The sequence below is a fragment of the Halopseudomonas bauzanensis genome, assembly GCF_900114735.1.
GTDB lineage: Bacteria > Pseudomonadota > Gammaproteobacteria > Pseudomonadales > Pseudomonadaceae > Halopseudomonas > Halopseudomonas bauzanensis.
Window position 1 is genome coordinate 132651 of the sequence record NZ_FOUA01000006.1, and the last position, 13724, is coordinate 146374.

Consider the following 13724-nt stretch of genomic DNA (forward strand, 5'->3'; position numbering starts at 1 on the left):
TGGAATGGAGATATAACGCCGAGCCCCAGGTATTAACCTGGACGGTGAAGGCTATCGATAAAAATATCCTCGGTGACGGGCTTCCGGCCATAATTCCGGGATTTTTGATGTTTGTCGGCGGGGTGTATGGGCTTTTAAAGAACGATATGGAAGTGTTTCTTATGTTTTTTTTGCCCATGCTTCTTATGGTTTTCTTATTCGTTAAGATTGGTATGGAAAAAACCGTCTTCGTCTACCGCGCCACCGAAGAGCGCCTGGAAATCTGCCAATGGCAGGATATCCCCGATCTGGTGTTTACCTTCCTCAAGATTTTCCCCTTTATCATCGTCGGCATCATCCTGATGGCTCTGATCAGTAACCCTGCGCTATCCATTGCCGCACTGGCAGGCCCTGCGTTGGTGGGCATTCTGTTGGCGTCGGTGGGGGGAGATTCAAATTACAAGGCTATGTACAAAAGATTGGAGCGCTCGGAGTGCCGGTGGGATGAGGTGCTTGAGGCTACGCTGGATACGCATCATGGCCTTATCGCATTGACTTGGCCATGGGAGATACCGCAGGAATGGCTAGTGCAAATGAAAGACCCGGAAGAGAACCACACTCAGGGAGCTAACCTGTACTTCAGAAAGGATCAGCAGAGCCAGGTTGTAGAGCTGATAAGAAAGAAGCTGCCGCCAAACGTTAAAATGAAGGAAGAGCGTATAAAATATGAATTTTCTGGTTGAGTGCGTGCAGGGGTTGGATATTTGATGCGACGTTCTGGGTGGCGGAAAACACTAGAATTATCTGATCAGATGGAATGGCAATATGCTGCTGAGCCAGATGTTATGACATGGACAGTGAAGGCGATTGATCGAAGTATTCTGATCTGGATTTGCTTGGCTGGAGTGATTGTTATTCCGATGATGATAGCCTCTCTTGTGTTTTACACTAAAGGCGACAGTTTGATGGCCAGCGGATTCCTTTTTTCAATAACAATAATAATTTTTCTTACTTATAAGAATGGTATGGAAAAAACCGTTTTCGTCTACCGCGCCACCGAAGAGCGCTTGGAAATCTGCCAATGGCAGGATATTCCCGATTTGGTGTTTACCTTCCTCAAGGTCTTTCCCTTTATTGTGGTCGGCATCATTTTGATGGCTCTGATCAGTAATCCCGTGCTATCCATTGCCGCACTCGCAGGCCCGGCGTTGGTGGGGATTTTGCTGGCGTCGGTGGGGGGAGATTCAAATTACAAGGCTATGTACAAAAGATTGGAGCGCTCGGAGTGTCGGTGGGATGAGGTGATTGAGGCTACTCTGGATACGCATCATGGCCTTATCGCATTGACCTGGCCATGGGAGATACCGCAGGAATGGCTAGCGCAAATGAAAGACCCGGAAGAGAACCACACCCAGGGAGCTAACCTGTACTTCAGAAAGGATCAGCAGAGCCAGGTTATAGAGCTGATAAGAAAGAAACTGCCGCCAAACGTTAAAATTAAGGAAGAGCGCATAAAATATGATTTCTCTGGTTGAGTGCGTGCAGGGGTTGGGTATCTGATGCGTCGTACTGGGGGACATCGGACTTCAGATCTGTCTGACCTGATGGAATGGGAATATAGCACCGAGCCCCAGGTATTAACCTGGACGGTGAAGGCTATCGATAAAAGTATTCTCGGCGGCGGGCTTCCGGCCATAATTCCGGGGTTTTTAATGTTTGTCGGTGGGATGTATGGGCTTTTTAAAAACGATATGGAAATATTCCTTATGTTTTTTTTGCCCATGCTTTTTATGGTTTTCTTGTTCGTTAAAATTGGTATGGAAAAAACTGTATTCGTCTACCGCGCCACCGAAGAGCGTCTGGAAATCTGCCAATGGCAGGGTATTCCCGATTTGGTGTTTACCTTCCTCAAGGTATTCCCCTTTATCATCGTCGGCATCATCCTGATGGCGCTGATCAGCAATCCCGCGCTATCCATTGCCGCACTGGCAGGCCCGGCGTTGGTGGGCATTCTGCTGGCATCCGTGGGTGGCGACTCAAACTACAAGGCAATCTACAAACGGTTTCGCCAGCATGACTTTACCTGGGACAACCTGGACCGGGCCTTGCTGGATCCACAAAAAGGACTGCTGGGTTTGAGCGTCTCCAGCCCTAACAATGTGATTCATGATGATCAGATAAATTTCGACAACCCCGACGATCACCGCTATCTGAAGCGTATCTATTTTCGCAAGGATCAGGAGGCCGCTGTTCTTGAGTTGTTCCGGAACAAGATGCCCGCTGGGGCAACGCTAGTGGAAAGAAACTACAAATATGATTTTGCTGGTTGAGTGAGTGGACTATATCCATTGACGATACTGACTTGAGTCTCAGCATCGTCATCTGCACCTGATCCATACACCGAAGCAAGAGCTGCACCCCAAGTGGGCGGCGAAGGCGGCGGTAACCTGCACATCCAGGACAAGATACCAGGCGGGTCTCGGCAATCAGAGGTGCCTGGTAAAACTCTCCTAATCTTCTGTTCTATAAACATTAATGGTTCGGATAAGCAGTCAGCTCGGCTGGCTTGCGGTCCGTTGCTGCGCGTCATTTACAGCCATGGCATGGCAATTGCTGTTCCCAGTGTGTCCTGATAAGGAGCGCAATCTGTGCACACTGATAAAGCAACTCGCCTGCAACTTCTTGATCTGAGCCTGATTCAGACCCGGGTGTTCCACCTGACCTGGATGGCCTTCTTCGTCTGTTTCTTCGCGTGGTTCGCCTGTGCCCCGCTGATGCCGGTGATCCGGGGCGAGTTTGATCTGACCACCAAGCAGATTGCCAACATCAATATTGCTGCGGTGGCGATTACCATTCTGGTTCGTCTGATCATCGGCCCGCTTTGTGATCGGTTCGGCCCGCGAAAAACCTACACCGGTCTGCTGTTGCTGGGAGCCATTCCGGTGTTCGGCGTAGCCTCAGCGCAGAGTTACGAGAGCTTTCTGTTCTTCCGCCTGTTGATCGGTGCCGTGGGCGCCAGCTTCGTGATCACCCAATACCACACGTCGGTGATGTATGCAGCCAATGTGGTGGGTACGGCCAATGCAACGGCGGCAGGTTGGGGGAATGCCGGCGGCGGCGCCGCCCAGGCGATCATGCCCCTGGTATTGGGTGCGGTAATCATGCTCGGCGCCGGAGAGGCGCTGGGCTGGCGCGTGGCCTTGCTGGTACCCGGTGTGTTGATGCTGGTCATGGCGTTTCTTTATTGGCGCTACACCCAGGACTGCATGGCGGGCAACTTCAGCGAGTTGCATGCTGCCGGGGCATTACCCGGTATGGATAAGAAAGGCGGCTGGAAGAGCTTCAAGCGGGCTGCCGGCAACTACCGCGTGTGGTTGCTGTTCATCACTTATGGTGCCTGTTTTGGTGTGGAAATCTTCATGCATAACGTGGTGGCCATCTATTTTCTCGACAACTTCGATATGTCACTGAAGGCCGCTGGGCTGGTGGCTGGCAGCTTCGGCCTGCTGGCGCTGTTTGCCCGTGCGCTCGGTGGCTGGGTTTCCGACCAGGTGGCGCGCCGTGGCGGTCTGGATGCGCGCACCAAGGTGCTGTTTGTGCTGATGGTGGGTGAGGGGCTTGGATTGCTGGTGTTCTCGGTGATGGACAGCTTCCATCTGGCGGTGCTGGCGATGCTCGCTTTCGGACTGTTCACCCATATGGCTTGCGGCGCCACCTATGCACTGGTGCCGTTCATTGATCGCGAAGCCCTCGGCGGTGTGGCCGGTATTGTCGGTGCTGGTGGCAACGTGGGGGCGGTGGCGGCGGGTTTCGTGCTGCTGTGGGTCGGAGAGGTGCAGCAAACCCTGTTCATTCTTGGCTCGGTGGTATTGATCAGTGCCTTGTGCGCCATCGCCGTGCGCTTTTCCGCAGCTCATAAAGTACGAGAAGAGGCATTGCTTCAGGATGCCCTGGCGCAACGATCTGCCTTGGCGGCGGACAACAGCGCTGAGTATCAGGCCTGAGGGAGACAGTGATGAAGCAGCAACGGCTGGTGGTGGTTGGCAATGGCATGGTCGGCCAGAAATACCTCGAACACCTGGTGGCCGGCGGGTTGCACCAACACTATCAGGTGACGGTGCTATGTGCAGAACCCCGCCCGGCCTACGATCGCGTACATCTATCGGCGTTTTTCACCGGGCGCAGCAGCGAGGACCTATGTCTGGTGCCAGCGGGCTTCTTTGAGCGCCATGGTATCGAGCTGCGTGTGGGAGAAGGTGCCGAGCACATCGACCTGAACAGCAAGACGGTCCTGACCAGCAAGGGCGCGATGCTCGGCTACGACAAGCTGGTGCTCGCCACCGGCTCCTATCCCTTTGTACCGCCGCTACCGGGACGGGAACGCCCCGGCTGCCTGACTTACCGCACCATCGAGGATTTGCAGGCAATCATGGCCGCCGGTCGCGATGCTGAAGTGGGCGTGGTGATCGGCGGTGGCCTGCTCGGTCTGGAAGCGGCCAAGTCGCTACACGACATCGGCTTGCAGACCCATGTGCTCGAATTTGCGCCGCGCTTGATGGCCGTGCAGGTGGATGACGGCGGCGGCAGGTTGTTGCGTCGCAAGATCGAGCAGCTTGGCGTGTCGGTGCATACCGGCATGAGCACCACGGAAATCGTCGACGGTGAGTTCTACCGTCATCGGCTCAACTTTGCCGACGGCCAACACCTGGAAGCGGATCTGGTGGTGTTCTCCGCGGGTATTCGTCCCCAGGACAGTCTGGCCCGCGACGCAGGCCTGGCAGTAGGCGAGCGGGGCGGCATCATTATTGATGATCATTGTCGTACTTCCGATCCCGCCGTATATGCCATTGGTGAATGCGCGCTCTGGGGTGGACGCATTTATGGCCTGGTGGCGCCGGGTTACGAGATGGCGCGCGTGGCGGTTGATCATCTGCGACACGCGCGCGATGGCACGCCGACGCGGCAGTTCACCGGCGCTGATATGTCCACCAAGCTGAAACTGATGGGCGTGGATGTCGCCTCCTTCGGTGATGCCCATGCCAGCACGCCGGGTGCCTGTTGCTACCGCTATGAGGATGAGCGCAAGCAGATTTACAAGAAACTGGTGGTAAGCGAGGACGGGCGCCAGCTACTGGGCGGTGTGCTGGTAGGGGAGGCCCGGGAATACAATACGTTGTTGCAGCTGATGCTCAATGCCATGCCGCTGCCTGAGACGCCGGAACAGCTGATCCTGCCTGCCCTGGGCGCGCCCCTGAATCTCGACGTCACGCAGTTGCCGGATAGCGCCATCCTCTGCCAGTGCCAGAACGTGAGCAAAGGGGCGCTATGTCAGGCCATCGCCGACGGGTGCTGCGACCTGGCCGCCATCAAGACCTGTACCGGCGCCGCCACCGGCTGTGGCAGTTGCGAGCCGCTGGTGCGGACGCTGCTGGAGGCGTCCGAGACTCTGGCCGGTGCGCTGGCGGAGATGGACGCATGACCTGTACTACCTGTCCCTATTGCGGCGTGGGTTGTGGGGTGATCGCTACGGTGGGTAAAGCAGGCGAGCCGAGCCGGTTGCACATCCAGGGCGATCCGGAGCATCCCGCCAACTACGGTCGTCTCTGCGTGAAAGGTTCCGCGCTGGCAGATACCCTGGGACTGGAAGGGCGCTGCCTGCAACCGTTGCTGCGTGATGGCGAGGGGCGGACGCTGGCCGCCTCCTGGGACCAGGCGTTGGATCGGGTGGCCACCGGCATGCGGCGTATCATCGACCAGCACGGCCCGGAGGCGGTGGCCTTCTATGTTTCCGGCCAGTTGCTGACCGAAGACTATTACGTGGTCAACAAGCTGGTGAAAGGGTGGCTGGGTACCGCCAACATCGATACCAATTCCCGCTTGTGCATGTCCTCTGCCGTTGCCGGCCATAAAAGGGCCTTCGGCGAGGATCTGGTGGGTGGTAATTATCGGGATCTGGAGGAGGCGGATCTGGTAGTGCTGGTGGGCTCCAATACCGCCTGGTGCCATCCCATCGTCTATCAGCGATTGATGCAAAGCCGGCGCGAGCGCCCGGAGAAACGTATCGTGGTGGTCGATCCGCGCCGGACCGCCACCTGCGAGCAGGCGGATCTGCATCTGTCGGTGAAGGCGGGCTCGGATGTGTGGCTGTTCAACGGGCTGCTTACCTATCTGGAAGAGCACGGTGTAGTGGACACCGAGTTTGTCGCCAAGCACACCGGCGGTGCCGCCGAAGCTTTGGCTGCTGCCCGCGCCAGCGCTGGCCGCTTGGAAGTAGTGGCCAAGGCCTGCGGCGTCCCCGTGGCGATGCTGCAGACGTTCTACGCGATGTTCGCCAGTACCCGGAAAGTGGTAACGGTGTTTTCCCAGGGTGTGAACCAGTCCTCCAGTGGCACCGACAAGGTCAACAGCATCATCAATTGCCACTTGCTCACCGGGCGACTTGGCGAGCCCGGCATGGGACCGTTTTCCATCACCGGTCAGCCTAACGCCATGGGCGGACGGGAGGTCGGTGGCCTGGCCAATACTCTGGCTGCCCACCTGGAACTGAACGACGCACAGCATCGGCAACTGGTGCAGGATTTCTGGCAGAGCCCGGTCATTGCCCGCGAGCCGGGGTTGAAAGCCGTGGATTTATTCGAGGCGGCGCATGATGGCCGCATCAAGGCGTTATGGGTGATGGCTACCAATCCGGTAGTCAGTCTGCCGGACGCTGATCGGGTACGAGAAGCACTGGGCCGCTGCGAACTGCTGGTGGTCTCCGATCTGTTCGCAGATACCGATACCGCCGCTGCAGCGCAGGTGGTATTGCCGGCGCTGGGTTGGGGCGAAAAAGACGGTACGGTAACCAATTCGGAACGCTGCCTGTCCCGGCAAAAAGCCTTTCTGCCGCCGCCGGGAGCGGCAAAGCCCGACTGGTGGGCGGTATGTGAAGTGGCTCGCCGGCTCGGGTTCGAGGGATTCGACTATCAGAGCCCGCACCAGATATTCGATGAGCACGCACGCCTGTCCGCCTGGCGCAACGATCAGCACGGTGTACAACGGGCTTTTCATATTGGTGGTCTGGCGGGTCTCGATACCGACGCTTACGACCGCCTGCGCCCATGCCAATGGCCAGTCTTGCGAAGAGGTGACAGCACCGCGCGGTTGTTCCATGATCGACGGTTCTTTCATGCGGATGCCCGGGCGCGGCTGGTGCCGACCCCGCCCCGCGCCCCGGCCAACGCGCCGGATGACGAATTTCCGCTGGTACTCAACACCGGTCGTATCCGTGATCAATGGCACACCATGACTCGGACCGGTAGAGCATCGCGTCTGGCCAATCACTTGCCGGAGCCCTTCGTGGAAATGCACCCTTATGAAGCCATGCTCTGCGGGGTGCAAGACGGTACTCTGGTGCGCGTGGCCAGTCGCTGGGGGGCGATGGTTGCGCGGTTGCGCTGCACTGCCGATCAACCTCGCCGTACGCTGTTCGTGCCCATCCACTGGAATGATCTTAATGCGTCGGATGCGCGCGTGGGTGCGCTGGTCAATCCGGTGGTCGATCCGCTGTCCGGTGAGCCGGAGTTCAAGCACACGCCGGCGTTGGTGTCGCCTTTCCCGGTGGATTGGCATGCGGTGGTCTTCAGTCGTTCGCCCCTGCAATTCACGAAGGCAGACGCGCCGGCTTACTGGGTACGGATTCAGGGCGATGGCTTTCTCCGTTATGAATTGGCCGGACGGGGTCTGATCGAGGACCCGCAACAGTGGAGCCGAGCGCTGTTGGGCGTCGGGCAGCCCTCGACCTGGCTGGATGTTCACCAGGACGGCACCCAGGACTATTGCGCCGCGGCGCTCGATGCTGATTGTTTGCTGGCCTGCGTTTATCTGTCACCCCGCGCCGACTTGCCTTCACGCAGCTGGTTGGGGCGCCTGTTCGAGAAGCAGGCGTTGTCCGAGGCGGATGTGGTCGGGCTCAAGCTGGGCCGCTCCGTGGACCCGGCGGACGATGCCGGTGCGACGGTATGCTCATGCTTCTCGGTAGGCCGCAATACCATTCTCGACGCTATTCGCGATAACGGCCTGACCTCAGTGGAAGAGGTCGGGCGTTGTGTGAGAGCGGGCACCAATTGTGGATCCTGCCAGCCTGAAATTCGCGCGCTGATCGCGAATGCGCGATTGGCGGAAAACGCGTGAAGGGCGTGACGGTAGCGATTCTCGCCGGCGGGCAGGGGCGGCGGCTTCACGGCCTGGACAAGGGGTTGATACCGATTCTCGGCAGCAGCCTGGTCGAGCGGATACTGCAAACCCTGCCAGAGGGAATACCCAAGCTCATCATCGCCAACCGCAATCTATGCGCCTACCGCGCTCTGGGCGTCCCGGTGGTGAATGACCCCTGGCCGGACTTTCGCGGCCCGCTGGCGGGTGTTCTGGCTGCGCTGCGTACGGCCACCACACCATGGGTACATATCATTCCCTGCGACGCGGTGATATTGCCCGATGATCTACTGTCTCGCTTAACCACCCGCGCCGGTCATGAGTTGAGGGCGGTATATGCCGCGTCAGGTGGGCAGGGACATTACCTGTGCTGCCTGTTGCATCGCAGCCTGGAAGCGGATCTCGCCGCCGCCCTGGACAACGGCGAGCGTGCGCCGCGCCGTTGGTTGGCCAGTATCGGCGCTCAGCCGGTGGACTTCTCCGACGTGCAGCCGGAGCCGCTATGGAGTGTGAATATCCCCGCAGACATGGCCCACGCCTGCGCCCGTTTGAGTCGAGGAAGCTGACCATGGACATGGCCACCAGCCCGCTGCTGCAGGATCGTTTCGGGCGCTCCAAACGCAAGCTGCGTTTATCTCTCACCGACCGCTGCAATTTCCGCTGCCGGTACTGCATGCCGGAGCACCCGCAATGGCTGCCCGGCCGCGAGCTGATGGACCGGCAGGAGCTGGTACGGCTGGCGACCCTGTTTGTCGATGCCGGTATCGAGGAGATTCGCCTGACCGGCGGTGAACCCCTGTTGCGCAAGGACGTGGTGGCCTGCGTGGCGGCATTGTCGCGCCTGCGCGAACGCGGCTTGAAGCGACTGTCGATGACCACCAATGGCACCCGTTTGCCTATGCTGCTCGACGATCTGATCGAGGCTGGCCTGGATGATCTGAACATCAGTCTGGATGCGGTGGATGAGGTGCGCTTTCAGGCGCTCACCCGTAGCCCGCTGGCGCCGGTGCTGGCGGGCATCGAGCGGGCCCGCGACCGTGGCATTGCGGTCAAGCTGAACGCGGTACTGATACAGGACTACAACCACGATCAGATCCTGCCACTGGTGGCGTGGGCGCGATCACGGCAGCTGCCGCTGCGGTTTATCGAGTACATGCCGCTGGATGAGCCGGGGCGCTGGCAGGCAGGCCAGGTGGTGTCCGAAGCACAGATCCTTGGCGTCCTTGAGCAGCTCCATCATGTGCAGGCGCTGCCGCGCAGCTCGAACCCAGCTACCCAATATCGGCTCGATGGTGATTACACGGTAGGCGTGATCTCGACCGTGACGCGTCCGTTCTGCGCCTCCTGCGATCGACTCCGACTGACCGCCAACGGCCATCTGTACACCTGCCTGTTTTCTCGCCAGGGGCACGACCTGCTGACGCCGCTACGCAGCGGCGAGGATGACCGCGCGCTGCGCCAGCGCATTACGCAACGGGTCTGGCACAAGGACGCTGGCTATGCGGCGACGCCCGGCCCGGTGGCACGATTGATAACCATGCATGGAATGGGGGGCTGATGAATCTGTCTTTTGAATTTTATGGTGAGCTGATTCCGTTGTTGGCAGGCAATGAGCGGTTCACGCTCAATGCGTCTCCGCCGCCAGCGACGGTGGCCGATGCCTTGGTGCTGCTGGCGGATCACTGGCCAGCTTTGCAGCCACGGCTGGACCAGTGTGCGGTGGTCTGTGGCAGCGAGGTGCTACTGCGCTCCGACCCGGTGCCGGCGAGTGGCCAACTGGCTCTGCTGCCACCCGTGGCCGGAGGCTGAGCATGCTGCACCTGACCCATGAACCTATCGATATCCAGGCCTTGCTGGCGCTGGATCGCTATCCGGAGTGCGGAGGGCTGGCGCTGTTTGTCGGTACCGTACGCAACCATCATCAGGGCATGTCAGTGGAAAGCCTGAGCTATACCGCCTATGCGCCGCTGGCGACAAAGCGCATCGCCGATATTGAAAACGATGCCTGCCGCCGTTTCGGCCTCAGCTATTGCCGGGTGGTGCATCGGCTTGGCTCGCTGCGCATCGGTGATGTGGCGATCGCCTGCGTGGTCCGGTCGGGCCATCGTGCGGAAGCTTTCGAGGCTTGTCGTCATGTGGTCGATGAAGTGAAACACCAGGCACCGATCTGGAAGGAAGAGCATTACACCGATGGCAGCAGCGCTTATGTGCAGGGCTGCTGCATTCGCCCCGACGCCCACCGCGACACCTGTGATGGAGACCACCCTTGAAAGATGTCAGCAACAAACCAGACTCGTTCCGCAGCGCCCGGGCCCAATGCCGACTGCGGGCGCCGCAGGACTGTATCGAGCGACTGCGGCGCGGCGACACAGACAAGGGCGATGCGCTGCAGGCTGCCCGCATTGCCGGAATACTGGCCGCCAAGCGCACCGACGAACTGCTGCCAATGTGCCATTCCTTGCCGATCCACCGGGCTGAGGTGATCTTCGAACTGGGCGAAGAACAGGTGACCATCTTCGCCGAGGTGCAGACCATCGGCCCCACCGGCGTCGAGATGGAAGCGCTGACCGCGGCGCAGGTGGCGGCGCTGACCCTGTATGACATGCTCAAGCCGCATACCAGCCCGGATCGCCTGGAGATCACCGATGGTCGGCTGTTGGAGAAAACCGGGGGCAAGTCGCAATTTCGCCGGTATCTGCGAGCACCCCTGAGCGCAGCGGTGATCGTGCTGTCGGACAGCGTGGCGGCTGGCCGGAAGCCGGACACCGCCGGGCGTTCGGTGCAAGTAGGCCTGTCCGCGGCCGGCTTTGAGCCGGTGCATTACCAGGTGCTGCCCGATGAGCCCACTCAGCTGCGCGACGCAGTACAGACTCAACTGGCGCAGGGTGTAGCGCTGGTGATTACCGTAGGCGGCACGGGTGTCGGGCCCAGGGATTGCACCGTGGAGACCGTACAGCCGCTATTGACCACCGAACTGCCGGGGATGATGGAAGCGGCCCGGGACTTCGGTCAGCGCCGAACACCCTACGCGATGATGTCGCGGGGCGTGGCCGGCCTGGCCGGCGATACCCTGCTGATCACCTTCCCCGGTAGCCGTCGCGGGGCTGAAGAAACGCTGGCGGCGCTGTTGTCTGGTCTGGTGCATTTGCTGGAGGTATGTAGGGCCGGCCAGCCGCATCCGGGTGGTTACAACTGATGGCATGCGGAACAACGCAGGGCTTGCTGTCCGTGGCGGACGCTCTGGCGACTTACCGACGGGTGCTGGCGCCGCTGTCGGAGCAGGAGCTGCCCATCGAAGCGGCACTGGGGCAGGTGCTGGCGGAAACGGTGCGGGCGGCAGTGGATCTGCCATTGTTCGATCAAAGCGCAGTCGATGGGTATGCCGTGCGCAGTGAGGACCTGCAGTGTGCCTCGCCGCAGCGGCCGGTAACGCTGACGCTGAGCGGGGAGATTCCCGCCGGCCAGAGCACGGCCCGGGCAGTGGCACCGGGGTGCGCCATGCGCATTCTGACCGGAGCACCGGTGCCGGCGGGGGCCGATACCATAGTGCGCCAGGAATGGGTGGTGCGTGAGGGTGGTGTGGTCAGGGTCGAGCGCGCACTGGCGCCAGTGACCGATCTGCGTCTGCGTGGTGAGGAATTACGATGCGGAGCTGTCCTGGCTGACCCTGGCCTGCGGTTGGATGCGGGCCGCCTGGCGGCGCTTGCCATGGCCGGTGTATCGCAGGTCAAGGTGCATCCCCGGGCGCGGGTAACGGTACTGGTGACCGGTGATGAGGTGAAACCGGTGGGAGAGCTGCTGGCGCCTGGGCAAATCTTTGATGCCAACGGGCCGCTGGTACGCGGCTGGCTGGCGCAGCGTGGCCAGCCCCTGGTGCGCTGCTGTGTGGTGGCGGATCGTTTTGAAAATATGTGCGAGGCGCTGGCACAGGCGCTGGAGGAGTCGGATGCGATTATCACCACCGGTGGTGTGTCGGTCGGCGACCGGGACCACGTGCCGGACGCAGCAGAGCGCCTTGGGCTGACACGGCATTTCTGGAAATTGGCGCAAAAGCCCGGCAAGCCGCTGTGGTTCGGCACAGGTGCTCAGGCCGGGCGTAGCATTCCACTGATTGGCTTGCCGGGCAATCCGGCAGCGGTACTCGTGGGGCTGGCTGTGCATGTGGCAGCGGTGATTCGCGCCCTGGAAGGTGAGGACGCTGAGCCGGAGTGGGGCTATGCCGCCTTACAGGAGGATGCCATGCCGGCCGACCAGCGTGATCAGTGGCTACGCATGCAGCTAAGGACAGATCCACTCAGTGGCACTGCAACCCTGGCGCCGTTACCGCGCCAGGCGTCGCATATGCTGTCGAACATGATGGCTGCGGATGTGCTGGCCTGGGTGCCGGCCAGTGAAGAGGCCTGGCGTGCTGGTTCGGTGGTGCGCTGGTTGGCGTTGCGATAAACCGGGGATAAAGAAAAGCCCGGCGAGCCGGGCTTTTCCTTCACTCAATCACTCAATTGTGCGCATGCAAGATGCTATTCAACTGAATAGCGCTCTTGTTGGTCTTGCACTCGATTGAGCCGGTCTGTGAGTTGCGGCGGAACAGCAGGTCAGGCTGATTGGCCAGGTCGCGGGCCTTGATGATTTCCACCAGGTTGTCGGCGTCGTCCAGCAGCGCGACCTTGAGGCCCGCGGTGATGTACAGGCCGGCTTCGACGGTGCAGCGATCACCCAGCGGGATGCCGATACCGGCGTTGGCGCCGATCAGACAGCCTTCACCCACCGAGATGACGATATTGCCGCCGCCGGAGAGCGTACCCATGGTCGAGCTGCCGCCACCCAGATCCGAGCCCTTGCCGACGAATACGCCAGCGGAGATGCGGCCTTCCACCATGCTGGTACCGGCGGTACCCGCATTGAAGTTGATGAAGCCTTCATGCATGACGGTGGTGCCTTCGCCGACATAGGCGCCCAGGCGGACCCGGGCGGTGTCGGCGATGCGTACACCGCTGGGTACGACGTAGTTGGTCATCAGCGGGAATTTGTCGACGCTGTGCACCTGCAGATCGCGGCCCTCAAGGCGGGCTGCCAGCTGGCGCTGGGGCAGCTCGCTCAGGTCGATGGCGCCTTCGTTGGTCCAGGCGACATTGGGCAGCAGCGGGAACAGGCCAGCCAGCACCACTTCATGGGGCTTGACCAGACGATGCGACAGCAAGTGCAGCTTGAGATAGGCACCGGGGGTGGTGATGGGCGCGTCATCGGTTTCCAGGATGGTGGCGACCAGCGGACGGGTGCTGTGCTCCAACTGGTTGGCCAATGCGCCGAGCTCGGCAAAGCCTGCATCGATAAGGGCTTTGCCCAGTGCGGCGCACTGACTGGCGTTAAAGTTGATGGCCTGGTTGCCACCGTCGTAGCCGAGCTGTTCGGCGAAAACGGCAACGATACGGCGATCGGGTTTCAGGAGTGGTTGGGGATAGTACACTTCCAACCAGTCACCGGCATTGTTCTGGGTGCCGATACCCAGGGCCAGGCTGAAATGGTCACTCATCAGGGGTGGTTCCTTTGTGCAT

13 protein-coding genes are annotated in these 13724 nt (G+C 60.3%); 12 read left to right on the top strand and 1 reads right to left on the bottom strand.

Translation table 11 applies throughout. The features are described 5' to 3' along the window. Positions 1 to 44: 44 nt before the first annotated feature. The 12 genes from BM267_RS13460 (at position 45) to BM267_RS13515 (ending at position 12615) form a co-directional block, all read left to right on the top strand. On the top strand, positions 45 to 722 hold the full coding sequence (locus BM267_RS13460) for a hypothetical protein (RefSeq protein ID WP_143063079.1): 678 nt from the start codon (positions 45 to 47) through the stop codon (positions 720 to 722). 69 nt (positions 723 to 791) lie between these two features. Then, positions 792 to 1514 (top strand): hypothetical protein, encoded by a 723-nt coding sequence (locus BM267_RS13465; RefSeq protein ID WP_143063078.1) that lies wholly within the window; start codon positions 792 to 794, stop codon positions 1512 to 1514. 24 nt (positions 1515 to 1538) lie between these two features. Continuing rightward, positions 1539 to 2309 carry a hypothetical protein gene (locus BM267_RS13470; protein ID WP_143063077.1) on the top strand — a complete coding sequence of 257 codons (771 nt, stop codon included), beginning with the start codon at positions 1539 to 1541 and terminating at the stop codon, positions 2307 to 2309. A gap of 318 nt (positions 2310 to 2627) precedes the next feature. Beyond that, positions 2628 to 3983 carry an MFS transporter gene (locus BM267_RS13475; RefSeq protein WP_074780902.1) on the top strand — a complete coding sequence of 452 codons (1356 nt, stop codon included), beginning with the start codon at positions 2628 to 2630 and terminating at the stop codon, positions 3981 to 3983. 11 nt (positions 3984 to 3994) lie between these two features. Then, the gene (gene nirB / locus BM267_RS13480) at positions 3995 to 5458 is read left to right on the top strand and encodes a nitrite reductase large subunit NirB (RefSeq protein ID WP_074780899.1); all 1464 of its coding nucleotides are present in this window, start codon (positions 3995 to 3997) and stop codon (positions 5456 to 5458) included. Continuing rightward, complete coding sequence (locus tag BM267_RS13485) at positions 5455 to 8151, top strand: nitrate reductase (RefSeq protein ID WP_074780896.1); 2697 nt, start codon at positions 5455 to 5457, stop codon at positions 8149 to 8151. Before nirB ends, BM267_RS13485 begins: the two co-directional genes overlap by 4 nt. After that, the gene (mobA, locus tag BM267_RS13490; protein WP_036990897.1) at positions 8148 to 8738 is read left to right on the top strand and encodes a molybdenum cofactor guanylyltransferase MobA; all 591 of its coding nucleotides are present in this window, start codon (positions 8148 to 8150) and stop codon (positions 8736 to 8738) included. The genes BM267_RS13485 and mobA overlap by 4 nt, the downstream gene beginning before the upstream one ends. Before the next feature lie 2 nt (positions 8739 to 8740). After that, positions 8741 to 9730 carry a GTP 3',8-cyclase MoaA gene (moaA, locus tag BM267_RS13495; RefSeq protein ID WP_074780892.1) on the top strand — a complete coding sequence of 330 codons (990 nt, stop codon included), beginning with the start codon at positions 8741 to 8743 and terminating at the stop codon, positions 9728 to 9730. Continuing rightward, positions 9730 to 9981, top strand: coding sequence for a MoaD/ThiS family protein (locus BM267_RS13500; protein WP_074780889.1), 252 nt, complete (start codon positions 9730 to 9732; stop codon positions 9979 to 9981). The genes moaA and BM267_RS13500 overlap by 1 nt, the downstream gene beginning before the upstream one ends. A 2-nt stretch (positions 9982 to 9983) precedes the next feature. Continuing rightward, on the top strand, positions 9984 to 10442 hold the full coding sequence (locus BM267_RS13505; RefSeq protein ID WP_218144726.1) for a molybdenum cofactor biosynthesis protein MoaE: 459 nt from the start codon (positions 9984 to 9986) through the stop codon (positions 10440 to 10442). Then, positions 10439 to 11368, top strand: coding sequence for a bifunctional molybdenum cofactor biosynthesis protein MoaC/MoaB (moaCB, locus tag BM267_RS13510; RefSeq protein ID WP_074780886.1), 930 nt, complete (start codon positions 10439 to 10441; stop codon positions 11366 to 11368). Before BM267_RS13505 ends, moaCB begins: the two co-directional genes overlap by 4 nt. After that, a complete protein-coding gene (locus BM267_RS13515) occupies positions 11368 to 12615 on the top strand; it encodes a molybdopterin molybdotransferase MoeA (RefSeq protein ID WP_074780884.1) in 1248 nt (415 codons plus the stop codon). The genes moaCB and BM267_RS13515 overlap by 1 nt, the downstream gene beginning before the upstream one ends. 52 nt (positions 12616 to 12667) lie before the next feature. Here the strand turns inward: BM267_RS13515 and dapD are convergent, their stop codons facing one another. Beyond that, positions 12668 to 13705 carry a 2,3,4,5-tetrahydropyridine-2,6-dicarboxylate N-succinyltransferase gene (gene dapD / locus BM267_RS13520; RefSeq protein WP_218144730.1) on the bottom strand — a complete coding sequence of 346 codons (1038 nt, stop codon included), beginning with the start codon at positions 13703 to 13705 and terminating at the stop codon, positions 12668 to 12670. Positions 13706 to 13724: the final 19 nt, after the last annotated feature.

Coding starts and splice junctions, on each gene's coding strand:
- nirB (WP_074780899.1), top strand. CDS start 3,995: ATGAAGCAGCAACGGCTGGTGGTGGTTGGCAATGGCATGGTCGGCCAG.
- BM267_RS13500 (WP_074780889.1), top strand. CDS start 9,730: ATGAATCTGTCTTTTGAATTTTATGGTGAGCTGATTCCGTTGTTGGCA.
- BM267_RS13485 (WP_074780896.1), top strand. CDS start 5,455: ATGACCTGTACTACCTGTCCCTATTGCGGCGTGGGTTGTGGGGTGATC.
- BM267_RS13505 (WP_218144726.1), top strand. CDS start 9,984: ATGCTGCACCTGACCCATGAACCTATCGATATCCAGGCCTTGCTGGCG.
- BM267_RS13470 (WP_143063077.1), top strand. CDS start 1,539: ATGCGTCGTACTGGGGGACATCGGACTTCAGATCTGTCTGACCTGATG.
- moaA (WP_074780892.1), top strand. CDS start 8,741: ATGGACATGGCCACCAGCCCGCTGCTGCAGGATCGTTTCGGGCGCTCC.
- BM267_RS13465 (WP_143063078.1), top strand. CDS start 792: ATGGAATGGCAATATGCTGCTGAGCCAGATGTTATGACATGGACAGTG.
- BM267_RS13515 (WP_074780884.1), top strand. CDS start 11,368: ATGGCATGCGGAACAACGCAGGGCTTGCTGTCCGTGGCGGACGCTCTG.